Source organism: Paenibacillus sp. L3-i20 (assembly GCF_022180385.2).
Classification (GTDB): Bacteria; Bacillota; Bacilli; order Paenibacillales; family Paenibacillaceae; genus Pristimantibacillus.
The window spans coordinates 461600-486659 of the sequence record NZ_BQME02000001.1; the positions used below are offsets into that span (position 1 = coordinate 461600).

Annotated in this window: 21 protein-coding genes and 1 other annotated feature; of the genes, 2 read left to right on the forward strand and 19 right to left on the reverse strand. The window is 40.0% G+C overall.

The features are described 5' to 3' along the window. Window positions 1-3: 3 nt before the first annotated feature. The 11 genes from MFF31_RS02190 to tyrS all read right to left on the reverse strand — a co-directional run bounded on the left by MFF31_RS02190 (window position 4) and on the right by tyrS (window position 12650). Complete coding sequence (locus tag MFF31_RS02190) at window positions 4-423, reverse strand: hypothetical protein (protein ID WP_238186529.1); 420 nt, start codon at window positions 421-423, stop codon at window positions 4-6. Between the two features lie 365 nt (window positions 424-788). Then, the gene (locus MFF31_RS02195; protein ID WP_248565381.1) at window positions 789-1154 is read right to left on the reverse strand and encodes a hypothetical protein; all 366 of its coding nucleotides are present in this window, start codon (window positions 1152-1154) and stop codon (window positions 789-791) included. After that, window positions 1135-1608 (reverse strand): leucine-rich repeat domain-containing protein, encoded by a 474-nt coding sequence (locus MFF31_RS02200; RefSeq protein WP_238186531.1) that lies wholly within the window; start codon window positions 1606-1608, stop codon window positions 1135-1137. The genes MFF31_RS02195 and MFF31_RS02200 overlap by 20 nt, the downstream gene beginning before the upstream one ends. Before the next feature lie 29 nt (window positions 1609-1637). Beyond that, window positions 1638-2384, reverse strand: coding sequence for a DUF7832 domain-containing protein (locus tag MFF31_RS02205; protein WP_238186532.1), 747 nt, complete (start codon window positions 2382-2384; stop codon window positions 1638-1640). 379 nt (window positions 2385-2763) lie between these two features. Next, on the reverse strand, window positions 2764-3618 hold the full coding sequence (locus MFF31_RS02210; protein WP_238186533.1) for a diguanylate cyclase domain-containing protein: 855 nt from the start codon (window positions 3616-3618) through the stop codon (window positions 2764-2766). Next, window positions 3608-5728, reverse strand: coding sequence for a cellulose biosynthesis cyclic di-GMP-binding regulatory protein BcsB (locus MFF31_RS02215; RefSeq protein WP_248565382.1), 2121 nt, complete (start codon window positions 5726-5728; stop codon window positions 3608-3610). The genes MFF31_RS02210 and MFF31_RS02215 overlap by 11 nt, the downstream gene beginning before the upstream one ends. Next, window positions 5704-6954: a glycosyltransferase family 2 protein gene (locus tag MFF31_RS02220; protein WP_238186535.1), complete on the reverse strand. Its 1251-nt coding sequence runs from the start codon at window positions 6952-6954 to the stop codon at window positions 5704-5706. Before MFF31_RS02220 ends, MFF31_RS02215 begins: the two co-directional genes overlap by 25 nt. Before the next feature lie 10 nt (window positions 6955-6964). Then, the gene (locus MFF31_RS02225; protein ID WP_248565383.1) at window positions 6965-8494 is read right to left on the reverse strand and encodes a hypothetical protein; all 1530 of its coding nucleotides are present in this window, start codon (window positions 8492-8494) and stop codon (window positions 6965-6967) included. Between the two features lie 21 nt (window positions 8495-8515). Further along, on the reverse strand, window positions 8516-10006 hold the full coding sequence (gene wsfD, locus MFF31_RS02230) for a glycan biosynthesis hexose transferase WsfD (RefSeq protein ID WP_238186537.1): 1491 nt from the start codon (window positions 10004-10006) through the stop codon (window positions 8516-8518). A 19-nt stretch (window positions 10007-10025) separates the two neighbouring features. Beyond that, window positions 10026-11159, reverse strand: a complete 1134-nt coding sequence (locus tag MFF31_RS02235; RefSeq protein ID WP_238186538.1) for a glycosyl hydrolase family 8 — start codon at window positions 11157-11159, stop codon at window positions 10026-10028. A 231-nt stretch (window positions 11160-11390) separates the two neighbouring features. Further along, entirely contained in the window at window positions 11391-12650 is a 1260-nt protein-coding gene (gene tyrS, locus MFF31_RS02240; RefSeq protein WP_238186539.1) for a tyrosine--tRNA ligase, read from the reverse strand. Between the two features lie 182 nt (window positions 12651-12832). Continuing rightward, window positions 12833-13060, reverse strand: a binding site (T-box leader). Between the two features lie 306 nt (window positions 13061-13366). Here tyrS and MFF31_RS02245 point away from each other — a divergent pair. Next, window positions 13367-14641 carry an acyl-CoA thioesterase/bile acid-CoA:amino acid N-acyltransferase family protein gene (locus MFF31_RS02245; protein ID WP_238186540.1) on the forward strand — a complete coding sequence of 425 codons (1275 nt, stop codon included), beginning with the start codon at window positions 13367-13369 and terminating at the stop codon, window positions 14639-14641. Window positions 14642-15097: 456 nt separating this feature from the next. Here the strand turns inward: MFF31_RS02245 and MFF31_RS02250 are convergent, their stop codons facing one another. The 5 genes from MFF31_RS02250 to MFF31_RS02270 form a co-directional block, all read right to left on the reverse strand. Then, complete coding sequence (locus tag MFF31_RS02250) at window positions 15098-16213, reverse strand: NADH:flavin oxidoreductase (protein ID WP_238186541.1); 1116 nt, start codon at window positions 16211-16213, stop codon at window positions 15098-15100. Window positions 16214-16403: 190 nt separating this feature from the next. Beyond that, the gene (locus MFF31_RS02255; RefSeq protein WP_238186542.1) at window positions 16404-17690 is read right to left on the reverse strand and encodes a hypothetical protein; all 1287 of its coding nucleotides are present in this window, start codon (window positions 17688-17690) and stop codon (window positions 16404-16406) included. A gap of 39 nt (window positions 17691-17729) precedes the next feature. Next, entirely contained in the window at window positions 17730-18653 is a 924-nt protein-coding gene (locus MFF31_RS02260; protein ID WP_238186543.1) for an alpha/beta fold hydrolase, read from the reverse strand. A gap of 43 nt (window positions 18654-18696) precedes the next feature. Continuing rightward, entirely contained in the window at window positions 18697-19320 is a 624-nt protein-coding gene (locus tag MFF31_RS02265; protein WP_238186544.1) for a TetR/AcrR family transcriptional regulator, read from the reverse strand. 579 nt (window positions 19321-19899) lie between these two features. Continuing rightward, window positions 19900-20730: a TrmH family RNA methyltransferase gene (locus MFF31_RS02270; protein WP_238186545.1), complete on the reverse strand. Its 831-nt coding sequence runs from the start codon at window positions 20728-20730 to the stop codon at window positions 19900-19902. A 173-nt stretch (window positions 20731-20903) separates the two neighbouring features. Between MFF31_RS02270 and sspI the strand changes: the two genes are divergently transcribed. Beyond that, complete coding sequence (gene sspI / locus MFF31_RS02275; RefSeq protein ID WP_238186546.1) at window positions 20904-21140, forward strand: small acid-soluble spore protein SspI; 237 nt, start codon at window positions 20904-20906, stop codon at window positions 21138-21140. On the opposite strand, the gene MFF31_RS02280 is transcribed toward sspI, so the two are convergent. The 3 genes from MFF31_RS02280 to MFF31_RS02290 form a co-directional block, all read right to left on the reverse strand. Then, complete coding sequence (locus tag MFF31_RS02280; protein WP_248565384.1) at window positions 21137-22318, reverse strand: alpha-D-ribose 1-methylphosphonate 5-triphosphate diphosphatase; 1182 nt, start codon at window positions 22316-22318, stop codon at window positions 21137-21139. The two genes, sspI and MFF31_RS02280, sit on opposite strands and share 4 nt — an antisense overlap. A gap of 174 nt (window positions 22319-22492) precedes the next feature. Next, complete coding sequence (locus tag MFF31_RS25355) at window positions 22493-22795, reverse strand: hypothetical protein (RefSeq protein WP_375541265.1); 303 nt, start codon at window positions 22793-22795, stop codon at window positions 22493-22495. 103 nt (window positions 22796-22898) lie between these two features. Continuing rightward, a complete protein-coding gene (locus tag MFF31_RS02290; protein ID WP_238186548.1) occupies window positions 22899-25046 on the reverse strand; it encodes a serine hydrolase domain-containing protein in 2148 nt (715 codons plus the stop codon). Window positions 25047-25060: the final 14 nt, after the last annotated feature.

Here is a 25060-nt window from a genome sequence, read left to right on the forward strand (position 1 = left end):
CCTTCACCATATGCTTCCTGCTAACATTGTAAATCTAATAAATACAACTTCATCCCCTTCATTAAGCTTAATCGGTGATTCCAAATCACTATTTTCTTCTTCACGAATAAACACTTTATATAGCCCGTCTTCAAAAGCTACTACTGCGGTCTCGATTGCTTGTTTAAGATCAGGGATCTGGTCATTATAAACGGAGCCGAATGCTACCTTCCCATTCTCTTTGCGCTCCTCAATCTCCATTCCTGTTAAAAATGGAATCAGCGTTGTACTCTGTTGCTTCTCCGTAAACTGATGTACATTCCATTTAACTACTTCGGTAATAAGCTCCCTCAGCGTTGTCGGAATGACTAGAAGCTCTATTTCAAGCTTTGTCAGCACATTTTTGCGCTTACCTAAGCTTTTTACCGTCACGTACAATTTCATAATCGATTCACCACCCTGAGATGTAAAATAAAAATAATGGAAGGGAAATGAATCATTCCCTTCCTTTCTCACTCAGCCTAACATTAGGCTACTCTATTAAGTTACTGAGACAATTGCAATATAGCTTGTGGATTTTGATTAGCTTGTACAGCACAACTACATTCAAATAGAATTCACCTATATTGTACCATATGTGGAACGAGCATTGTTACGTGAACAGCACTCCACATGTGACGGATTCAGAATTCCTCTATCAACTCACTGCGGTCAAATGACTATTATAAATAGCTGAATCTAATTCGAACTGATAGAAAAAAAAAACCTTCCACTTTTGGGAAGGGTCAGATCACTAAAACATATTCATATTAATAAGTTTCGTAAACGAGATCGCTGTTCATTTCAAGCTTACTATTAAATACCACATAAATGCATAGTTGCCCGGCCGGGGTATCGCCTGCATCGAAACCCAATCGAAATGAGCCCTCTCTATCAAATTCAAGCTCGGATAGAATTAACTCGCTCACATCTTCATCTGGATTCATTTGGGCAATCAGGTTCAGCGCTTTATCGCTCAGTTCGTCAAAGTGTTCCCATGCTTTCTTAACGATGGGCGTCAGTCGTTTCATATCGGCTTTGATGGAGGCATCCGTTGTAATGGACAGTTCTTGCTCCTTATAAAGAATCGTGGATTTATAGGAAGATAGCGAGACATCATATTGAAAAGTCCCCATCCCTTTGATAGTATGATCCGGCTGGCTCAATCAAATTCGAGCAGCCTGTTATGTTCAAGCTGATTAAATAATTGTTTCCGCAATTGAGATATGTAAGCTGCGTATTATAATCCAATTGCAAATCAAACATAGCGTTGTAACTGCAGTTAAGTTCTTTTAAATTTGTGTTCTGATCGATTTGTAATTCCGAAATGATGTTCCAATAACAATCCAGCTTGGTGAGCTTAGCGTTTTGACTGACATCCAGATCCCGAATATGGTTAAAACCGCAATCCAGTTCCTCAAGCGACGCGAAATGTTCAATCCCTTTCAGACTTGAATATCCATGCTTCGCAAGCTTCAGCGATACGATTCGATCCACGTCACTCTTCTGAATCCATTCACGATTTTCACAAAAGTTTTCCAGAACGTATGCTTTGAAACGTTCATCTATGAAATCTTGGGTAATATTCATCGCTATCCTCCTTAGCTGATCCCGAAACGTTATAAACGACTTGCGAATCCCGAATTTTTGCGACGTTTCCATTCCCGGTAACGCTCGGTAATAATCGGCTCTATTATGTGATAGTTTTCAATCGAATCTTCCACGTGGTAGATCGTCGGCAGCCCGTTTGCCAATATGTTCGTGAAATCAACAGCGGTATAAAGATCGTTATGGATATCGAGGTATTCGCGAGCAAATGCATCCGCTTCATCCGACAATTCATTCGAGCTTAATACGCCATCCCAGTTTTGCCGATAAAATTGGGCTCCAGTCATTTCATTCTGTTTAACAAGTACAATTTCCGGTCCATCGTCCCTGCGGCTTCGTTTGCCAACTAGATCGTTTTTAATCAACCAGGCTATGAACATGCCCGTCGGGACGTAGGCTTGAGTGGAATCCAGTTGTTGCGGAAAGTCGCCTTCGTAATGCCATTTTGCTTTGTCGAACACGTATATTTCTTTCTCAGCGATCTGAAATAAGACGTCCGTCGGTTCTTCAACAAAACCTTTGTTTTTAAATTCATCAGCCAGTTCCTTCAGCCGATCGATTGCTTCCTGTTTGGTGGCATATGGCTCATATGTCGGATTTATCGTCTTCTTGTCGGAATATAACCGACCTTTTATGACATTAAGGATACAAACCTTCGTTGCTTCCGTAATGGTCAAATGCCGATAATCTTTAAACGTTTTTCCCTGTTTGGTCAATACCGTCTCTATTTTGCCCACCATATCACCTCGCCGTATCATCGGGAATACTCTACCACTTTCGGGAAACAGGTTGTACATTCCCCACAAACTTTATTATAGCTCTCCAAGATGAAATGGATAGCGGTCTTTTTACCCCCTTGCTTGGGTGATTTTTCCTACTCATTCTAAATATAGTCCCGCCCTCCCTTGTTCACAAGGGCACTAACCACTTCATTCGTAATCGACCCGAAATACATCATGTTTGACAATAAGACTAGTACTTTTTATTTTATACATTACTTGAAGAAGACAGATGAGGTTTAAGATTACGAAATCGTTAAGTGAGAATAAAGTGTGGAAATAAAACCCTACCACAACTAAAAGTTGTTAAGTAAAAAACACAACTCCTCTTTTTCGAGGGAAGTTGTGTTTCGTCCAATTACACATCATATTCCAACTGTTTACGTGCCTTATCAATAAATTCAAGCGGCGACTGAACCGATGCGATATCGTATTCAAAACCTCCCATTCGCAGCTGGAATTCTACTTTGAAATCCTTTTTCTTATCATTTTTATTAAAATGCTCCACAGCTTCCTTTATCCGATTCACTACAATTTTGGAGCCATCCTTATCCGTAAATAATAACAAACCCCATGTTGCGTTTTCTTGATCTAGCATATAAAGCGAATCGTTGTTTCGGATACTCGTTTGGCTCATTTGCGACATTTCATACAACACATCCGACATTTGCTCGTCACTAATCATATTACGAACTTCTTTCCAATAACGAACTTCCATCACAAGAAGTGTTAATGGAATTTCATACCGTTTCGACAACGCCATAAAGACGGTAGCATCCTTCTGAAAGGACAAAATATTTTTTAGATTTGTGTTCTGATCCATCATAGCAAACTGATCATTTAAGCTCCTTAACTCCTCATTTTCCTGCTGAATCTTCTGTACGCCACGTGAGAACAAATAGATAGCACAAGAATATAGTGGAGCCATCAAGAGCCAGAAATAATTTTGAATGTCCACTCCAGCACCCACAACAATCGTTTGGTAAATCGTATAGGTACCATAACCGAATATAAAGAGGATGTTCAAAATTAACCCTGTTGTAATTGTGGTGAAATACGTCAAAATCGCCATCAGAAACACCACATTTAGCAAAATGAGATTTTGAATGTAATGATCCTGATCTCCAGAAATAAACATCACACCAACAAAACATAAAACAATTAATAACAAGAAACCAAAGTCCGATTGAATGCCGCTCCGACTACGCTTCATTTCTGCCACCTCGCTTGTTTCGATATTTACGAACCATAAGAAGTAGCGAGATCATAACGAGCGCAAGTACGAGAATTGCGGCAACGAGGAAACTTAGTATATCCGGTCGGTCAACAATATTTTCAAACATTCCTTTCGGTTCAGCTTCCGCCTGTTGCTTGAAGCGGAATGCAGCCACCGTGCCGTCTTTATCCGCCATGACTGCATCTCCCCAAACTTTCCATCTGTCCTTTTCGGCAGCAATTAGTTTGGAAGCCAGCAGTCCATGTTGTGAACTCGAACCTGAGATGACGAGCAGACCTCTTCCTGCTTGATACGGAGACTCCAGTAATTGAAGCGCCCCTATCTGTGTTCCATATCGTGACTCAATACTCATTTTCTCGTTTGATATAAAACCTTTTCCATTGTTATCATATTTGAAATAAAGCTTTTCGTTATTATCGCGTATGAGTGAGTTATCGGCGTAACTGCCGATCGCAATTACGTTCTTTTTTGCCCAATTATCCGAACTTTCCTCTCCGTTATAAAAACGAACTTCCCCCCTATTTCCTTCCGCATATTGTCCGAGTAAACTAAATACGTTCGATAAGGTTTGATACGTCGAACGGTCAAGTTCCTTTGGCAATACTACAGCTACGTTGTTGAAGTTTCCATCACTTACAAATGGATAAGGGTAATTATCGAATAGTAAATCGGTTTGCTCCTTCGTATTCAGTTTAAGTACTGTATCATTCGTTATAAAAGCCCAAGGCATTTGAGCGTCATTTCGAACACAATAATTGCTTTTTAACTCCAAATCAAACGCAGCTGTAATCTCAAAGTTACCCGCAACGTTTAAATTTTTGGGGATCGTCAGCGTTAATGAATCATTGTCTGCTAAGTCCTCGCTTAATTTTTTACTTCCTATCGGTTTGTCGTCTACAAGGATTGTAACCATAGAACGGTCAAAATCCAGATTTTTGGCATACCTGAAATCTAAATGAATTTGACTTGAATCAGCAATCACTCGGTTGGCTGGTAATGTAATAAAGTACTTGCGTTCCTGATGATATACTCCTGTAAGCTTGTCCCCTGTTTCGGTAAGCTTCATTGTACGTTGAATAGCTACGTCAGGAGTGTTGATTTCAGTGCTTTCATTTACAACTTTTATGTTGCTATCAAGCTGCATCACCATCTCCTGATTGGCTAACAATCTCCCCGCTTTGACTAGCAAAGTTGGTTCACCAGAAGTAACAACAAGAACTTGCTGAGCACCATTCTCGACAACTTGTATGACTGCAACTTTACTCCAATCTTGTGGAGTTAATTGATCTTTCACAACTGCAGGCAAATCTTTATGAAGTGAGACCGCTACTACATATGGTTTTGTTGGCCAAGTCATGTCAGTAAATGGCTGCAACGTTAGAGGTCCTGCCTTTACCACGTCTCCTTTAGCGTATCCAGATATGACATGCGTTGCAGTTTCCAAAGCGGCATGATCACTTTTTGTTGGTAAAACAATGACATTGTTTGAGCTGTTCATCGTATCCATGCCGACAAATCGCTCACTGAAGTCTTTAATTGTACCTTCATGAGGATTCAATGAATAGTTGATATCTACTGACGTCGATTTATAGACGTGAAGCCAGTTATCTCTAGTTTCATCCCAAGAACATACCAATTTATCTTCTGTTGTTCGAATGCCGCCTTCGATGGTCAATAAATTAGATCCTTTAATAAGAAGACCCTTTGGGATATTAACTTGAAGATGCTGTTTCTGATTTTCTTTGATAATCGGTCGGAAAGAGTAAAACGGTGTCCCATTCACAAACAACGTCACACTGGATTGCTCCTGTTTCGAAAGCTGTGATGCTGTGTAATCTAATTTGACAGTAGCTGACTCAACATTCCAATAAGATGGAAGCTGGAAATAACTTTGATTCGATGCCATAATGCCTGACAAATAACGATCCTGCTCGGATAATAAAATCGGATAACCAAGTGCATTTGCACTCAGTGGTGTAGATGTAAACATTATTAATGCTGCTACTAGTGCAGTTATTATTCGAGACGAACTATTTTTTATCATCATTTTCTCCCCTTTCGCTAGTAACGTTCTGTCTTGTACCATTTCACTTCCCTTTTGAAAATAGTATCTTTTATAAAGTTATATAAGCCGTAAGCAGCTACTACCATCCACATCTGGCTATATGTCACATACATCAGCAAGATGAGCAATAGATTCGAGAGACTCATTTCTCCCTTCTCCGTCGTTAATGTAATGAATGTACCGGTAATAAATAACACGATAGCAAGAGTCCATAAAAGTGAACTAAAACCGGCAATGGTCGTATAGACCAACCCTAACGCATGGAGCAACAGCAATACGTCAGAAATAATTAGCGAAGTGAGAAGAAGAAAGTAAATGGACAAGAAATATACGATGTCAAAACGGATGTTTTTGGCTGAACGATCAAATAGTAATGGAGCATTTTTCACGATGACATAAATATTCCCTTTAGCCCATCTCGTTCGCTGTTTAAACCAAACCTTGAGTGTTTGCGGCTCCTGTTCCCATGTGACTGATTTGGGCTGAAACTTGATCCTGTAGCCCATCATATAAATTCGGAAGCTAATTTCCGTATCCTCTGCGATTGCCTTAACATCCCAACCACCAATTGCTTCAATGATAGATCGTCTCATCAAAAAGTTAGTTCCTGGAATGGTGCAGAGCTTAAATAATTGCCATCTTCCTGCTTGCGCCATCCATTGAAAGGACAACGTCTCAATATTAATGAAACGGGTAAGTAAGCTCGCATCGCGGTTTCTCGTACGAAACTTTCCAATTACAGCTCCGAGCTTATCATCATTTGTAATCTCCGCAACTAGATATCTAAGCGCTGTTTTCTCAGGAGTATTGTCTGCATCATAGATCGCGATGAGCTCACCCTTACTTTGCTTGAAACCGATATTCAGCGCGTTTGATTTCCCTTTGCCACCTATCACATTATCTGTATTAATAATGATCAGATTCCTATCGTCATACTTCGATTGCAGAGCAGCTAGCAACTCCGCACTATTATCTGAAGAGTTATCATTAATGACGATAATTTCGTACTTATCTTGAGGATAATCAAGAGCGAGCAACGACTCCACCGTTGGTACGATAACGATTCCTTCATTATGTGCAGGAACCATAATACTCACAAACGGAACAGTTCCCTTTATAGTCGGTTCTGGTTCTTTCTCGCATTTCATGTAGTACAAATATCCCGCAATAATCAATACAATATTGACAAGCAACAAGGACCATATACAAAACACTGCGATGACCATCAAAATATCTGCAACTGTCATATAGCCCTCCTTATTTCAAATATTTCCGTTTGTACAGTCGATATCCGATAACGAATAACCCACTGAACAGCAATAACGAAACACCAATTACAATAAGATAAAAATTGTTTTGGACCTTAAACAGTCCCTCTAAACTTTTTGTTTCTTTCTCTCTATACTCATAATCCGGTAATACACTGCTTATCGTATGAACAATACTTATTTCCTCCTTATTCACAAATAATAGGCCTTCCTTAGATTCCATAACGTACTCCTCTGTTTCGGTTCGATGAGGACTATATTTATAATCATCGAAGGAGATCCAGCTTTCCTTTAGCTCCTGCAATTGCTCCTCCCACTCGGCTGTTCCAGTTGCAAAGTCGAAAGTCACCGCCAAGTCCAAAGGAAGAACACGGCTTGCCTCTGGACGGCCTAATGTTGAGATCACATCATTCCAGCGAACGCTTATGGGTGAAGAAAAAAATGATCTCCCCGGTTCAGCTTCCTTCACCAATTCTGGAATATCGTCCCTAAACAATATTGCAGAGTTAAAAAATGACATGCCCTTCTCTACAAACTGGTCCCCATTTCTCCAATACAACTCGGAGGAAACTCCAATACCAAGCGGTACGATCCCATTTGCTGCCAACAGGTCAATAAATCCAGTCATTTTCTCTTTGAGCAAGTCCTTCTGTATTCCAGCAGCTAAAGATGCCACAGGAGCATCGACGAAGATGGATCCATCTCTCGATTGTACATATTTCAGCACTTCTAAATATCGCTTCATTGCTGGGTAATCGGTGTTATAGAATACCGGCCGGATACTAAATATAAAGGGGATCCCCGCTTCATAAAGCTGATTTGCTGCACTTTCCAGTAGCTTTAAATCGCTAAACGGATATATCTCCTTAAAGATGAGATAGATTTGTCCGTCATTTTGTATACCAAGCCAATCCGCCAACACATATCCCATAGAAATTTCAGCCCCAAAGCCAGTACCGAAATAAGGTACAAATGCAACCTGTCCCCACTTCACACTGTAGGGAAACTTTTCAGTATGACTAGCCAATTCCAATCCACCATATTTTTCTCCAGATGTATGTAAAATAATCGGTATTCGCTCTGCACTTGCCGTAATATTTAACTGATCTAAGCCACCTATCGTAATCTTCGCTCGATCAGGAACAGAAAGAGCCATTTCAACTGGAAATTTGCTCTTTAAAAACGAAGGCCGTTCATGCCCGATGTGGAGATACGCCCCCTTATAGGGGGACAAATCCTTTTCAAACTGATCATTGATAAAATTATTCAGCATATTCCTTACAACAATAAGTTTGTTGTACCCGCTTAATTCACCCGATTGATAGTTCTCAATGGATTGCAGCTTCACATTAAACCCCAATGCAGCGAGTATCCTCTTAAGTGACTCAATATTTCCCTCTTGAGGTGTTCCTTTGGCTAAACTATCGTATATGAGCAGAAGCTTGCTTTCATTATTATTAGAAGCAAATACATTGCTCGGAACTAAAAATAATGGTATTAACATTAAAAAAATAATCATTAATTTGGGAAGCCGCAGCATCTATTCCCCTACCTTTAACCCTTTATTTTGCCAAATGCCTCTTCTAATCACATCTGCGATAGCAAGAAACGTTACGATATCAAACATGACCGTAAATAGGAACAAATGTTTAGCTAAATCAGCATCCCCCGCACCTATAGTGGAAACCGCTATTCCTGATAAACCTAATAACATCATCATAACGATAAGTGGCAGCCTAATCGCACCGCGAACATCCTTTGCTTTAACAGCACTAATAAACGAAGGCATATAAATGCTGCATATAACTATTAACCACAACACAATAAAACCAAACGTTTTCGGCGATAACTCCTTTTTAAGTGTGCTATACCCAGTGAAATAATTCGTTTTTTCTCCGAATGGTTTATTTTCCGTCTTTTCAAAATTCCCCATTGCCGAAGGTCGGATCGTAAAAGCATGTTGAGCTGACAAATCCAGCATCTTCAGCGTTATATCTGGATTAGTTATGTAGAAACCTAATAGTGATCCAAATCCATATTGACTATAAAATTCATCTTTAAGCACTGGGGATTCAACATCGACTGTCGTAAATCGCTCATAATATATACTTTTGGATAAGATCGAATATTGTTCATTAATACCGAACTTTTTCAAAGTCTCCTCTGGATTATCTGATTGAGAAAGCGGACCACGAGTCATCGCATGATATTGATTGATTTCTACAAACTCTTTCGGGATGAAGACGTATGTTGATATTCCTGACAAAAACAAAACAATCATTGACGTTGCTACAACTGTCCGAAACATCTTATTTTTGCGCAGATAGATAAAAATAACTCCAATCAACCCTACAATTACACCTACAGTAGCATTTTGCTGCTTGGCAGTTGTTAGCAGTAACGTACTCACGATAAACAGACCCAACATGACGTAGTCGTTATAACGATTGCGATAAAGTAAAAAACCTGACGCTGCAAGCAGTATGGACATAATGTAAACGACACTTTCTCCGTAGAAGGAGTTAAAATACGCTGTGTAGCCCGTATCAGCAAACATAAACACGGCAAGCAACGCTATAGGATAGCCATATTTACGGCGAACTTTCCAAGTTACACTTTCCACTAACAAATAAACGGCTGCAATAAGTAAAGCTGTATATAATGCACCTTGTATTCGAATATCAAAGAGCTCTGGATGATAAATAAGCTTATTAATTGCCATAGACAACCTAATAAATAACGATTGCGATGAAGTTAACGCCGCAGCATTTTCATTAAAATATTGAAAAATCCCGTATTGTTTTACAAAATGACCAAAGTACTGACTGTAATAATCGGGTTCGTTAAAATAAAGACCATTACCATAAATAATGCGAAAAAAATCACCGTTATCAGCCATCCCTATATAGGGGCGAACAAATAATGCAATACATGTGATCACTGCGAGCATTGATGCAGCAAGCATTGCCGGTGATATATATTTTGAAAAAGTACTCATTCCCTTTCCCAAAAGCTTACTTAATTGATTCATACTAATGCCTCTTTCATTATTATTGTTGTAAAGCTAACGCATTAAGAGCCATCAAGTTATCAAATGAGTACGCTTGTCCCGAAACTGGATCTCCAAAGCCACCATACATCGGACTTGCTGTATCTATAATTTGAAACTGCAACATCTTATCAATACTATCCTTATAAAGCTCCTCGTCTTTGACACTTTTTCCAATCATAGCTGCTAATGCATATAAGGCAGTTGACCTAATATCAGTTGTAGGCTCTCCACTTTTTGTATATCTACCATAAAGTGTTCCCTTTTTAACATGTTCCTTAATGTAATGTACACTTGCTTCTTTATGTTTACCCACTTCCGTTAATGAAAGTACAGTTAACATCCCTTCAACCATGTTGATATCTTCAGAGCTGTAACTGTCCTTATCGTAATTAAATCGAGTTTCATAAAAGGGGAATCCATCCGAGAGATAACCACCCTCGATAATAGCAAGCATATTAGCTTGAAGCTTCTGAGACTCCTTTTCCGTTAGCGGTAATTTCAGCATTGTCCCCAGGTCGATGTAACATAGTGTTATATAGGAATTAACCATTTTATATTGCTCGTCATAGAAATCATGAAGCTTTGAATCCTTGATATTGTGAGCAGTAAATCTTGAAGCATACTTATTTGCTTCATCAAGGTATCGGCTATCATCAAATACTTTGGCACCTTCATACAGCGATTTAACTATTCTCAAATCATCGACTGCTGCGTTCACTGAATATCGTTTATCAAGCTTTGGACTATAGCGATAACTAAAACTCGTTTCCTGATCGAAAACTTGCTTTGCAAGTTCCCACTCCTGTTGAAAAGCATTTCGATCCTTCTTTTTTGCATAAAACTCCATCATAAGTCCAGCAGACTCACTGAGCACCTCATGCCCAGTAGCAACATTGTCACTCTGACCTGAATCCAGCCGATTGGTGTATACACCGTATTGTCCGTATTGTTCACCTTTTAAAAACTGAATCAACATATTTTCTTCCTTAGACACATGCTGTACATCAGGTCCCATCGTTGCAATAGGTGAACTTGTGTCTTTTCCTATCACATCATTATCATGAATCTGTTTACAAGAAACGACAAAAAACGACATTATCACGACAAAAAAAAGGGTCATACTGTGTTTCAAAATAATCAGCTCCACTCCGATATTTCATTTATATTAGTTCTATAAACAATATTTCATTAGTATAACCAATCTAGAGATTCGTACCATTTCAGTATACACTATATTCCCCTGAGCTGATGGTTAATATTTGCAATATTCAAATAATTTATATGAATTAAAAGACTATTTCCATAATAAAATGAAAAAACCTCACTTTTGTTAAACAAGTGAGGTTTTGTACTATTCCAATCATTAGTGCATTTTCACCAAGCTATAGTTTTTCTTACCCTTGCGAATAATAATAAATCGTCCGCCAATAGCCTGGCTATCGTTCACTTCAAACTCCAAATCAGTAATGCGCTCACCGTTCATAGAGATAGCGCCATTAGTAATATCCTCGCGAGCTTGACGCTTTGACTTTATAATACCTAGATCAACAAGCCAATCGATAATATTTTTTGGTTCCTTCGTTGCTTCGAATGTCGGCATTTCTTTAAACCCTTGTTCAATCTCTTCTGCAGTTAACGATTTAATATCTCCGCTGAACAGGGCTGCTGTAATACGCTTAGCTTGCTCTAACATTTCTTCGCCATGTACAAAAGTCGTCATTTCCTCTGCTAGTGTCTTTTGCGCTTCACGTTTATGAGGCTCTGACTGTACCTTTTCAGCTAGCTCATCAATTCGCTCTTTGGAAAGGAAAGTGAAATATTTCAAATACTTCACAACATCACGGTCATCCGTATTCGCCCAGAACTGATAGAACTCAAATGGAGTCGTTTTGTTAGGGTCAAGCCAGATTGACCCACCAGCTGATTTCCCGAATTTCGTGCCGTCGGCTTTCAACATAAGCGGAATCGTGAGACCAAACGCTTTAGCTTCGGCACCTTCCTTCTTACGAATTAGGTCAAGACCGCTTGTAATGTTGCCCCACTGGTCTGATCCGCCGATCTGCAATTGTACATCTTCATTCTGGTATAGATGCAAGTAATCTAGCGATTGCAGAATCTGATATGAAAATTCAGTAAAGGAAATACCGCTATCCAGTCTGCTAGCAACGACATCCTTAGCAAGCATCGTATTAATGCTGAAATTTTTACCATAGTCGCGTAAAAACTCAATTACATTAATTTTATGAGTCCAATCGTAGTTATTTACCATTCGAATTTGATTGTCGCCCTCTGTTATAAACAGCTTATTGAGTTGTGCGGACAACGCATCGACATTCGCTTGAATCTCATCAAGCGTCTGTAATGAACGCTCGGATTGACGACCACTTGGATCACCGATCGTTCCCGTTGCCCCACCAATCAAAATAACTGGACGATGACCGGCAAGCTGAAACCGCTTCAGCACCATGAATGGAATTAAGTGACCAATATGCATACTGTCGCCCGTTGGATCTACTCCGCAATAAAGGGAGACTGCTTTTTCATTCGTTAATTCTCGAAGCCCCTCTGCATCCGTTTGTTGATTAATGGCGTCACGCCATTCCAGCTCATCAATAATATTCATTGTAATCCCACCCCTTCATTTTATAACAATCCGTAAATTACCTTTATCAAGCGTAAACCGCTAAAGTCGTCATTTGGAGGCTTAGCTTTCGTTCCGTGGAGAAATATAAGCCTTTTATAAGATGAAAAACTTATAAGTTCTTATATTTTGAAAAACAAAAAACGCCCCTTGTCTGTATTAGACATAGGGACGATTATTCAACCGTGTTACCACCCAAATTGCACCAATCGACATGCGGTTACGCAAGCTACTTGTGCCACTCTTGGCGAGATATCGTTCGCAATTCCGCTCGGCATTACCCGAGATACTCGAGAGTGTAATTCGCTGACCTAATGTGTACCGGGTTTCATCAACCCCCGGCTTTCTACAACAGGGACTAAGCAGCTACTGGGCTCTTTCAACGTATATCGTATATAAGATTAATGATCAGTATAGATAAATTACAATGGGATGTCAATTACGAACGATAGAAACACGAAAGTTTTTCGATAAGTAGCTTTAGGAATACAAGTAGCTGCCAACTATAATTCGGATAGCAGATAACGAAAAACTTGTGTGATAGCCTTACTTCTCAACTTTTTTTACCAATTTTGTTTACAGTATTTAACTTTTGTGATATTGTTTACTCAACGTTGGATAATCAATGTTGAGTAAAATACTAAGAGAGATACTTTACTTTTAGAAACTACGGACTGAATACTCGAAGGGAGAAACCTATGAATCCAATCATTCATATTCAAAGAAAAACAGAACTTGTGGACGAACAAATTCATATTGAAATCGTCGGACTTCATGTTGGAAAGTTGTATGAGGTGAGGGCCGAGATGAAGGACGATAGCGGGCGTCTGTGGCAATCACATGCAACTTTTGAAGCTGATTTAAGCGGGCGAATTGATCCCTCCTCGCAAGCCCCAAAGTTTGGAACCTACGAAGGAATTGATCAGGCAGGCTTGCTTTGGTCGATGAAATTGCATGCAGAACCATCACAATTATCATATGAGAACATCGGAACTTTTCCTTTTTTTATAAAAGGTAATGTGTCACCACAGGAGATTACAGTATCTCTGTATCTCGAAGATGAGTGGATTGCCCAGACTGAAATAATTGCAAAATATGTAGTCGGGCAGTTGACAGTTGAAGAGGTTCATACTGACTTTGTAGGCAAGTTTTTTGTTCCGACTAATGCTGCAAGTCTACCAACCGTCATCGTAGTCGGCGGTTCAGGCGGCGGATTATATTGGTCCGAGCAAGTAGCGGCTATACTCGCCTCCCGCGGGTTTGCGGCAATGGCTGTAGCCTATTACGATTATTATGGAAATTATGGCTTACCGAACGAATTAGTGAATATTCCAATAGAAAATTTTGCCTCATGTATCAACTGGCTTCGCGGGCGGAGAGAAGTGAATGGCGATTCTATCGGTATAATCGGCATTTCCAAAGGTGGTGAACTTGCATTATTACTCGGCTCTATGTTTCCAGAAGATTTAAAAACAGCAGTAGCTTTTAACGGGTCTATGTACATGTTACAGGGCATTCGAATTGGATCTGATGAGAAACTAGCATCATGGTCGTATAATGGCAAGCCGTTTGGCTTCCTCAGCTACCCGGATAGTTACCAATCCAGTATGGACTTTGACAAATCAAAGCTACATGAAATCCACACTTGGACCATACAAAATGCTACGGATGCAGAAAAGGAGCATGCCCGAATTCCTGTAGAGCGAATACAAGGCAACCTACTGCTTATTACTGGTGACAAAGACGAGACAGGTCCTACATCAGATATGTCTGCCGAGATTGTGCAGATTATCCAGCGTAATTCTTCCCACTGCAACGTGACTCATCTCCGTTACCCAGAAGCAGGACATGGATTCCATATTCCTAATCTACCGCCTAATAGCCTCGCTCCCCATGTCGCCGTTTCGGATATCGCTCGTGCCGAACGAGACGCTTGGGGAAAGATGCTTACGTTCTTACGAGAGCACCTATAAGAGGAACACTTGTAATGCTACATAACAGCGGACCTCCTTTAGTAAAGGAAGCTTCGCTGTTTTTTTGTATAATAAATATCTGAAAATATATCAATATCTGCTATCCTTTTTCTATTTATTCAACAGGTATAGCAACAGCGACTTTTGTACATGCATCCTATTTTCGGCTTGCATGCTCAATTCTTCGATTTTTTTCGTCTTGATAGTGACTTTCATAAAAAAACTCCTTATCGATCCATGTATCTGTATAGACAATCGAAGTCTTTTAACGATATGACATGCTGCATTCGTTTTCCTCTCTCTCGTAATGTTTATTTATGAAAAATGATGTATTTATATTCAATCAATCGTGGAGAGACCTAATTGTCAACAAAAAGAAGAGGAGCCCACAACGAGCAGGCTCCCCTTCTTTGTTTATACAAATCTGATTCGACTTAATGAATTTAATCAGCTTTATTAATATAACGTTTTGGTAGAACTTATATCGAAATTCGAAAGCTCATCACCGCGATTATTGCGTATTTTGGCAGCCCATTCAGGATCAGCGAGTAATGCTCGACCTACTGCAACTAAATCGAATTCTCCATTTTCTAATCTTTCAATTAAACTATTCAGATCCGCTGGCTTAGCAATGTCACCGCTGCTGCTTCTAAACTCATTATCTAATCCGACCGAGCCTACTGTAATGGTTGGCTTTCCAGTCAATTTTTTTGTCCAACCTGCTAGATTTAAGTTAGAATCACCAAACTCAGGCTCCCAATAACGGCGTGTTGAGCTGTGGAAGACGTCCACTCCAGCATCAACGAGTGGTGTTAAAAACTGTGACAGCTCCCCAGGTGATTCGACTAGTTTAGCATCGTAGTTATCTGCTTTCCACTGAGAGAATCTAAGTACGATGGGGAAATCAGCTCCCACAGCACGGCGGGAAGCTTTCACAATTTCAGCAGCAAAACGTGTTCGTGCTGCTATATCCCCTCCATATTGATCGGTTCGATGATTTGTTCTGCCCCAGAAAAACTGGTCAATTAAATAGCCATGTGCACCGTGAAGCTCAATACCATCAAATCCGATTCGAGCAGCATCTGCCGCTGCTTGGGCATATGCTGCTATAAGATCTGCAATCTCATTTTCGGTTAAAGGTTGGGTTATTTTCTCTCCTGAAAGATCTAACCCGGAAGGACCAACTGACAGTGCTTCCGGGTTCGGCTGGCTTCCGGCTTTGCGTGTTAAACCAATGTGCCACAGTTGGGGAACGATCTTCCCTCCTGCTTCGTGCACTTCTTTTACCACGTTAGACCAACCATTTAATGCAGCTTCACCGTGAAAATTAGGCCAGTTCGGACTTGCACCAGCAGCAGGATGATTAATGAGTGTTCCTTCCGTGACGATAAGACCAACGCCATTCTGTGCCCGCCTGCGATAATAAGCGGCAACATCCTCCCCTGGCACACCATTTGGGGAATATCCTCTAGTCATAGGTGCCATTACGATACGGTTTGCGACCGACAAATTTGACGATGTAAAGGGCTTAAACAATGCTTCAACCGAAGTTTCACTTTGGGCATTTGACATGTACTTACCTCCTATATCGTTGATCCCAGTTAATTAACTTTATGTACTATCCATACTATCATGAATTACCATCTATTCCTAGCTGTTTACTTGATATAATTCTAATAATTTAAAAAGAACAGCAATTCGGCGTCCGCCAAACTACTATTCTTTACGGTTATACATAGCTTAATACATTACGATCAAGGAACTATAAAGAATTTAGTTCCACAACCTCGCCTGTTGTAGCATTTACTCCATATTTACAGTCGACTCGACCGCAAAAGATGTAACTCTTACTCGACGAATCGTATACATAGATAGGATCTATCTCGATATGTTCAACTAACTTCGCAAAAGCTTCTTCCTGGTTTACAATAACTTCGCCAGCAGGATCATACCCCTCGAACATCGCAAAGAATGCCTCACTATCCATCATATTAATAACTTCAAAGGTTGTGTTATCAATAACTACACGCAATTTGCGCTTCAATAAACGGATATCCTGAGCTACAGGACGCAATTCAGCAAAGATGAACGCTCTTTCCCGGCGCAGCGTCGACAGCATCCATTGACCAGATTGATCCGCATACACTTTACGCATAAAATTAACAACCGTCTTAATGCATTCTTCTGCTTCGGATTCATTAATGATGATCAATTCTGGATGTTGTTCCTTAGCAATCACTTGTTCCACTGTAATCTCTTCCGAAAAATAAACGGGCTGACTTTTAAAATCATTGACGAGTGGTTCTTCCCATTCAAGCAATCGATCCATTACAATTTGTGAGTTATTTTCATTCATAATCGTTTTAATTTCTATCTTTCTTACATCCTGTACGGTAGCATAAAATTCCTCAAGCCCATATGCGGAAACCCACTTCTTCTTGTTAGTGATTGGAAATTCGGTCAACTGCAATTGTTCCAGTATTAAAGGCTCTACTTCCTTGAAAGTTAGCGTAAATTGATCCTCACTAATCGTCTCCACCATAGGAAATGGTCCAATTACCGAATAAAACACTAACTTCCCCTCTTGATCTAGCTCAATGCTAATACTGCCTGAAGGCGAAGTTCGAATACCATTATAAATACTTCTATATCTAAACCCTGGCTTATCTTTGCCCCTTGTATCCCGTTCGAATTGACTCCCATGCTTCATTCCCGTTTCGCGTTCAATCCACCTTATAATCTCAGCTTCATCATTTAATGAGAATGTGACGCCGTTTTCCCCTGCAAAGCTTTCGCCCTGAACAAAAATGACACTATCATAAAGATTAGTATTCAAATTAATCCTTATTACGGCTGTTCCCGTAGGATTCGAACCTTCGTCTTCATTTACAACAGGTGCATGATTTGGAAACCATTCCAGCGATAACGTGTATATCGTTTCATTTGCAGAACTTCCAGAGCGATGCAAGCTATAAGAATGAAAGCGATAATCGTCCAATGCAAATTTATTCTCTGCATCTTTTATATGTTTCTCTATCCATTTTTCCAAAAAGATACACCTACCCGTTTATGTAATCCATATATTGTATTATAGCGCAGCATGTGATGCAATTTTCTCTATATCTTTCTCAACTTCTGAAAAGAAACGAAACAACTCCTCATGTATAACTTCTGGCTGCTCAAAATTGATGCCATGTCCTGTCTTCGGTATTATTTTATAGTTATATTGTCCGTCGTCCATTACAGCCATAAAATCTTTATCTACTATCCGAAGATGGTCTCCCATTAGAAAATATAACTTATCTCTCACTGCAATTCCCTTTTCCCTATCGTATTTTGCAGGCTGATTCGGAGACATTGCTAATTGATTATGCGCCTTCATTACTAAAATCATGTGCTCCGCTAAAAGTGGGTATCTATCGAATACGTCTGAGTGCGGTGAACTCAGCTTTTTCAAAATACGAAGCATATTACGATTTGTCGGCAGCAATATTTCTGGAAACATAACTAACAATATCCGAAACATAGCCATCAGTGGATTAATAATCATCCCACCTTCCATACAAACCGTTCGTATAACCCGCTCCGGATGTATTGTCGTATATTGATAAGCCATATAAGCTCCATTCGATACGCCAGCCATATATACTCTTTCTAGTTTAAAAAAGTCAATAATCTCATTTATCCATTCGGGCCCATTATACAGTCCCTTCTTAAAGTGTTCATTAGGAGTGCTTTTGCCTGGTCCGCCAATAGTATCAACAGCAATACAATAATATTTACTCGACAAAACTTTTATATTTAGCGCCCACATTACAGCCGAGTTATCACCGACACCGTGGAACAATAGCAGCGGCGGGTTGTTTTTCTTTCCTGCTGTATAACAGTGAGTCGTTCCATATCGGGAAGGAATCGTATGTTCCGTTACATCAGCTTCCCACATTTTCATCACAAGTTCATAAGAATGTAATACTTTCAATCGCGCTTTCTCACTTTTGAACGACTTAATCATATCAACCTCAACTCCCTCCGAATGATAACGCAATACTCACGAATTATTTACGCAAAAATCGAAGTACAACTTCCGCAGACGGGAATGGTAAATCGCCAGTCGTTTGGATTTTGGAAATACCAAGCCCTTGTATAAAGGAAAAATAAGTGATAGCAAGCATAAAAGGATCCCCTTCGACGATTTCTCCTGTTTGCTGCCCTTCAATAATGAGTGGAATAAAATGTTGGAACGGTGCAATTGCTTGTTCTTTCGCAATTCTTTTTGCTTCTTCAGGAATGGCCTCTGACGTAGTCGTTTGCAATAAAAGTAAGCGCCAATGCTGCATCGCGATACTGTCCGTTGATATAAAAGCTTCAGTTAGCCATGTTATCCTCTGGATCGGTGAGCCTAATAATTGTGTTGCTTGATAAACAGATCTTCCTGAACCAACAGTGGCGAGCTCTACAATTTTGGAGAACAACTCATCCTTCGACTTGAAATATGTATAGACATAACCTTGGCTGAACCCCGCACTTTGGGCGATATCTTTAATTTTTGTACCTGTAAACCCTTTTTTCGAAAAAACCTCTATAGCATGCAAAATAATTTGCCTAACAGCATGATCCTGAACATCCTCCTCAAAACTTTTCAAAAACATCTCCTGTAATTGCTCGCTCTCTTTGGACATATTGATCCTCCTATTACAAATTTGAATGAACGTTCATTCAAATTATAGCATTGAAATATTTAAAATGTAAATAAAAACTAATTTAGGCTTTGCTCAAAAAAGATTACCGCTATCACGCTCAATAAATAGAACACACTCTCTACGTCAACACTACTCCTTCACTAACAAGAAAATATAAATAGTAATTGGTATAGCTTTTATGTTCACAATGATAATAAGTTGTATCCTGACAGGCTTGAGTAGGGCTTAAAAAAGCAGAGGTAGATAAGTTCAAGCATGAGAAGTAGCTGGAATAAATGATCGGGGAAAACCTTGTTTGAGTATTAGATTGGGAATGTAATCTGAGGCAGATATATTCAAAATAGACGAAGAACAAGGCTGAGATAATGCCGGAGTGGTAAAGGATTCCGGTTTGTAATGGCGGAGAAATGATTGGGGAATGCCTGAGCTAATGAATGGGAGAACGATTGAAAAAAGAAAAGGGAGAGGGCGGTGTTACTGGCTCTCTCCTCGTTTTGGGTTTCATGTTACTACAGAGTTTAGGGGATGAGTTGGGCTGATACGAGTTTATTTTCTGCTTTATGAGTTTATTTTCGGTGAATATCCCCGCTGCCTGAGCGCCTCAAACAACAATATAGTCGTAGCCATTGCTACATTCAGAGACTCTGCTCGACCTGCCATCGGGATAATAACAGCTTCATCCAACTGTTCACGTACAGCAGGTGACAATCCTTCCGACTCATTGCCCATTAGTAGCCATGTCGTCCCTTTCCAATCATAGCTATAGCAACTATGGTTTGCCTGCAAACTTGTTCCAACTAGTGTTGCACCACTAGCTTTAGCCCTTGGCAGCAGCTCAGAAAGCTCACCTTCAAGGATAGGCAAATGAAATAAGGAGCCCATCGTGGAACGTACCGTCTTAGGGTTATATAAATCTACGCAGCCTTTGCCAAGCACAACAGCGTCAGCCCCAGCAGCATCTGCACTACGAATAATAGTACCTACATTGCCTGGGTCGCGTACCCCGTCAAGGACAACAACTAATGCATGTTCTTTTAACAAGGTATCTTCACAGTAAGAAAGCTTATCAAGAACGGCGAATACAGGTGGCGGAGAATCTGTCCCGGTACATTTCGCCATTACTGCCTTTGATGCACTAACCCACTCCATTTGCTTAGTCGAAGTATAGCTATCTTCCTTCAATTCATGGGGCAGTCCTCGCTCTTCATCAAAAACGATATATGTAACATTAGCTTCTGCCTTTAATGCTTCTTGAATTAAATGAACACCTTCAATAATAAATTGATTAGCACGGTCACGATACTTTTTATCAAGTAAAGATGCCCATTGCTTAACCCTTTCATTCTGAGGTGAACCGATATATATTTGCTTGCTCTGGAAATTATTCATATGATTCTATACCTGACCTTCCGTTCAAGACAGTGAAACTCAACATTAATCGTCTTCGCTTGTCCCATCTTTCTTTCGTCCATTATAACATAATCAAACGAGGTGGATGGTCATGTTTGTTGCTGGGCATAGTAAAGAAGCAAAATTTCCGAATCCGTCAGGAGGGTTATCCATTGACTACGCTAGATCTTCGTCAAGCAATTATTAACCGTGTTCAAGAAAACTCCAAAGAACAACTAACTGATGTCATTCAGGACTCTGTTGGCAATGATGAGCGCACTTTACCCGGCCTTGGTGTATTATTCGAGATGATTTGGAAGCAATCCAATACATCTGAACAGACCCAAATGGTAGATACTTTATACCAACATCTTCATCAAGATGGAACATCGAATCCATCTCCATCTTAATACCTGACTGACGCAGCTAATACATGAACACCGTTAACAATCGTATCTGTCACCCAAGGTAATCCTTCATATCGATCAATAATAATAATGTCAGCGGCTTTGCCTATTTCGATTGATCCAAATGAGTTATCTATATGCAATGCTTGTGCTGGATGTAGGGTAGCCATTCTGACTGCAACAGGCAGATCGGCTATTCCTTCGTCCACCAGCTTAAATATAGCTCCAAGTAGGGATGAAGGATGATAATCCGAGCATAATATCGTTGCAACTCCAGCTTGGATAGCATCAGTTGCGTTTAAATTATTGTCATGAGAGATACCTCTCACTACGTTTGGTGCTCCTACACATACCGAATATCCAAGCTCAGTTGCATATTTGGCTGTATCCAAATTAATCGGAAATTCGCATACACTTATCCCATAGCTCTTTAATTGATCCACTTTAGCTGGAGAATCATCATCATGTGACGCAACGGGTATTCCCCTTTCTACAGCAAAGTTGCCGAGTCTTTTCAATTGGTCCCAATCAATCTCTTGTTGTCTTTTAAGCAATCCTTCCACAATCCCCTGTACTTCTTTCAAAGATACACCTTGATTTTTCATTACATATTTTTCAAATGATCCTGTTTCCCTATATTGACCCTGACCTGGGGAATGATCCATATATGATAAATAGTGTATTTTCCCCTCATCCAAAAAACGTTTCAATATCGGTACGCCTGCATGATGCGAAACCTCGAAGCGTAAATGTACACGATTGCGTATTATCGCTCGCTTACGGTTATAATGATGGATTAGCTCGATCATTTTCGTAAGTAAATGATCGCCTCTTAGACTTAACCCTACCCCAAGCGATAATGAATGATACATCGTAGTAATACCGTGGAGCGGCAACTTGCGCTCGAACTCTACTAATGCCATCTCAAGAGGGAAAAGTGTGTTGGGCCTCGGCTGAACTTCCTTTTCAATTGCATCACAGTGAATATCAATAAGCCCAGGCAATACAAAACGTTGTTTGGCGTCGATTACTGTTAGAATGCTCTGGTCATTAATGCCTTCCTTCCACTCGGCAATCTCCTCATCATTTAACAGGATGGCAGTTATATTTCCATCCTCCACTGCTATAGCACCTGTTACCACCTTATCCTTCAAAACAACTTGTCCATTTATGATCAGCATTTGGTTGTATGTTTTTGTCTCATTAGGCTCAATAGAAGCATTACTAATTTTGGATCATCTCCTTGTTTAAGGATCTTTATTAGTCATATTACCATAATTATCGAGTGATTTCTTTATTTGAAAAATCGAAGAAAAAAAGCCACTCTTGTATTCTTCAGAACAAGGGCGACCAATTCAGTTTCTTTTTATTTCCTGAATCCAATTATAAATGGCGGACAAACTATCTGTTTCTTTGCTAACACTCATTTTTTCAATATAGCGCTGCTTATCTCGGATAACGGGGCCGATATAACAGCATTTTCCCGCTGAAAGCACATTAACTGTTTCAGGAAATGTCGTACAAACTCCTGTCGCGAAGGGTATCGCAATTCCATTAGCTAGGCCAGGTGTAAGATCAGATTCATGCTGAGCCGCCTCCAGTAAACATAATAATTCCCATATCGTCGACCACCCATCATCATATATCATTCTCATCATTATACGATGATCAAATAAATATATCACTGCAACAATAAAGAGCCCCGCTTCGGGAGCTCTCTGGATAACATTATTGAAACACTTCATTCACTATAAACATTAATTAAGATGCCTTAGGCAATTCTTTTGTTTGTTCTTTTTCTTTTTCTTTTTCTTTTTCTTTTGCTTCCTGCTCTTGCATTAGGCCACCAACAATTTGATCTGTCGGCTGAGTAAATAGAGCGTACCAAATTGCTACTTCTTCTTGACGATTAAGAACTTTTTGTGATTGGTAATCGAAAGCACCTTTGCTGTTTACCTTCACTTCGGGACCGTAAATACCAAGTTTAACTAACATCTTAACAGCCGGAACAGCCCATTTATCTGTTTTCCCTGCAAGTTCCACTGATTCAAACAACTCATCTGAATATTGAAGTTTCATGAGACGCCACATCATAACTGCCGCTTCTTGACGTGTAATAGCTTTATCAGGATGGAATAATCCTTTACCATTACCCGTAACCATACCCATTTCATACGCCATTTGAACAAATCCAGCTGCCGAGTGACCTTCTAGATCAGTAAAAGCAAGTTCTGTCGTTTTGCTACCTTTGATATTAGTTATTTCAAGAATGTTTTTTACATATTCACCTCTAGTTACTGCTCCCTCTGGATTAAAGCTTTCTGCTGCATCATTAGCTAAATAACCTAGAGATTGCAATGCAAATATTTGCTTCGCATAAGGATGTTCGTTAGTTACATCGGAGAAACCAGCTGCAACAGCGCCTTTTTGCGAGTAGCCCATTGGATTGAGGTAAGGCTCCTTCATATAGGCAACATGCCCATTTGCATCAAGCTCGAATGCTGTAAACTGATTCGAAAGCGAATCAACAAACAAATTATCATCTATTTGCTTCAAAGCGCGAGTTCCAACGTAAGCATCCGAAACAACTAGATCGCCTTCTCCTTCTGTTCCTAATGCGGATACCATAATATCTAAACGAAGATCAGAATAAAAACCGCCGAACTTGCTTAAATCTTTTTCATTTTGTGCTGTAAATGGTTCTAGCTTAGCAGGTGCTGCATATTGCGGGAAAAAAGTATGAATAAAAGCTGGGTAGAAAAAGTTGCGTAACAAACCTGTTTGATTGTACGTTATAAACACACCTGTATTTTGCTCAGGAATCAAAAACATATAAGAGCTCATACCGAGCATGTCTCCAGCTTTCGTAATCACTTTGGAGCTGCTTCCCGCTCCTGGCAATTGGAATGGAGCTTCGAAACCATATGTCGTATTAGGCATTAACGGATGGATAGAAGAACGATATTGTTCCATGGAATCCACTGTGCTCTCGGACAAAATACGATTAGCTCCAGTTGTTCCGCCCTTCAAAAATGCAATCATAAATTTACCAACATCTTCGGAAGTCGACAACATGCCGCCATGGGGCATAACAGTTGGTGAAACCGCGTATGGAGGAATAATGCCAGCTGGACCATATTCAATTGCTAGATTTTCTTTGAGCTTTCCTTCAGGCAAAAATCCGGTATTGTTCATAGCAAGTGGTTTAAAAATATGCTTATCCATATAATCAGCGAATGGCATTCCACTCACCTTTTCCACAACTAATCCCACAATTAAAGAAGCAAAATTATCGTACAAATAAGAAGTTCCAGGCTCACGCACGACAGGCGGCATGTTGGCCTTAACGTAATCCTCAATCTCTACAATCTTATTAAAGTCATTATGTATATCTTCTGGCTGTACGTCATAATTTTGGAAACCTGTTGTATGTGTAAGTAAATGCTCTATCGTAACAGGTTTATTAAATGGATTATCGAATGTCAGACCCTTTACATATTTCGTAAAGTCATCCTGCAAGCCAACCTTTCCTTGCTCAACTAATTGCATGAGTGCGGCAGCAGTAAACGTCTTGGAAACCGAAGCGATTCTGAACACAGTCGATGTTGGGTCCACTGCCCTTTTCTTTTCTTTATCAGCGAAACCGTAACCTTTCTGAGCAAGCACTTTGCCATCCTTCACAACAACAACGGAAGCACCTACATAGTGAGCTTTAGCTTCTTCCGATGCAAAAAAATCGTCAAGAAATCCATTAGCATTAGCCGAATCCAACGTTTTAGCTTTAGGAGGTGCTCCGCCAGCATCCGCACTCGCATGGATGGCGGGTGTCATTAAGCTAACAGACAATACTGCAGCCACGACCGTTTTGGCCCATATTGATGGTTTTGTTAATACAGATAACTTCTTCACTTGCATAGTCACTC

Bases quoted from the DNA above. Each gene is read 5' to 3' on its own strand.
- MFF31_RS02190 (WP_238186529.1), bottom strand. From the start codon at position 423: ATGAAATTGTACGTGACGGTAAAAAGCTTAGGTAAGCGCAAAAATGTG.
- MFF31_RS02195 (WP_248565381.1), bottom strand. From the start codon at position 1,154: ATGGGGACTTTTCAATATGATGTCTCGCTATCTTCCTATAAATCCACG.
- MFF31_RS02200 (WP_238186531.1), bottom strand. From the start codon at position 1,608: ATGAATATTACCCAAGATTTCATAGATGAACGTTTCAAAGCATACGTT.
- MFF31_RS02205 (WP_238186532.1), bottom strand. From the start codon at position 2,384: ATGATACGGCGAGGTGATATGGTGGGCAAAATAGAGACGGTATTGACC.
- MFF31_RS02210 (WP_238186533.1), bottom strand. From the start codon at position 3,618: ATGAAGCGTAGTCGGAGCGGCATTCAATCGGACTTTGGTTTCTTGTTA.
- MFF31_RS02215 (WP_248565382.1), bottom strand. From the start codon at position 5,728: ATGGTACAAGACAGAACGTTACTAGCGAAAGGGGAGAAAATGATGATA.
- MFF31_RS02220 (WP_238186535.1), bottom strand. From the start codon at position 6,954: ATGACAGTTGCAGATATTTTGATGGTCATCGCAGTGTTTTGTATATGG.
- MFF31_RS02225 (WP_248565383.1), bottom strand. From the start codon at position 8,494: ATGATTATTTTTTTAATGTTAATACCATTATTTTTAGTTCCGAGCAAT.
- wsfD (WP_238186537.1), bottom strand. From the start codon at position 10,006: ATGAATCAATTAAGTAAGCTTTTGGGAAAGGGAATGAGTACTTTTTCA.
- tyrS (WP_238186539.1), bottom strand. From the start codon at position 12,650: ATGAATATTATTGATGAGCTGGAATGGCGTGACGCCATTAATCAACAA.
- MFF31_RS02245 (WP_238186540.1), top strand. From the start codon at position 13,367: ATGAATCCAATCATTCATATTCAAAGAAAAACAGAACTTGTGGACGAA.
- MFF31_RS02250 (WP_238186541.1), bottom strand. From the start codon at position 16,213: ATGTCAAATGCCCAAAGTGAAACTTCGGTTGAAGCATTGTTTAAGCCC.
- MFF31_RS02260 (WP_238186543.1), bottom strand. From the start codon at position 18,653: ATGATTAAGTCGTTCAAAAGTGAGAAAGCGCGATTGAAAGTATTACAT.
- MFF31_RS02265 (WP_238186544.1), bottom strand. From the start codon at position 19,320: ATGTCCAAAGAGAGCGAGCAATTACAGGAGATGTTTTTGAAAAGTTTT.
- MFF31_RS02270 (WP_238186545.1), bottom strand. From the start codon at position 20,730: ATGAATAATTTCCAGAGCAAGCAAATATATATCGGTTCACCTCAGAAT.
- MFF31_RS02280 (WP_248565384.1), bottom strand. From the start codon at position 22,318: ATGCTGATCATAAATGGACAAGTTGTTTTGAAGGATAAGGTGGTAACA.
- MFF31_RS25355 (WP_375541265.1), bottom strand. From the start codon at position 22,795: ATGATGAGAATGATATATGATGATGGGTGGTCGACGATATGGGAATTA.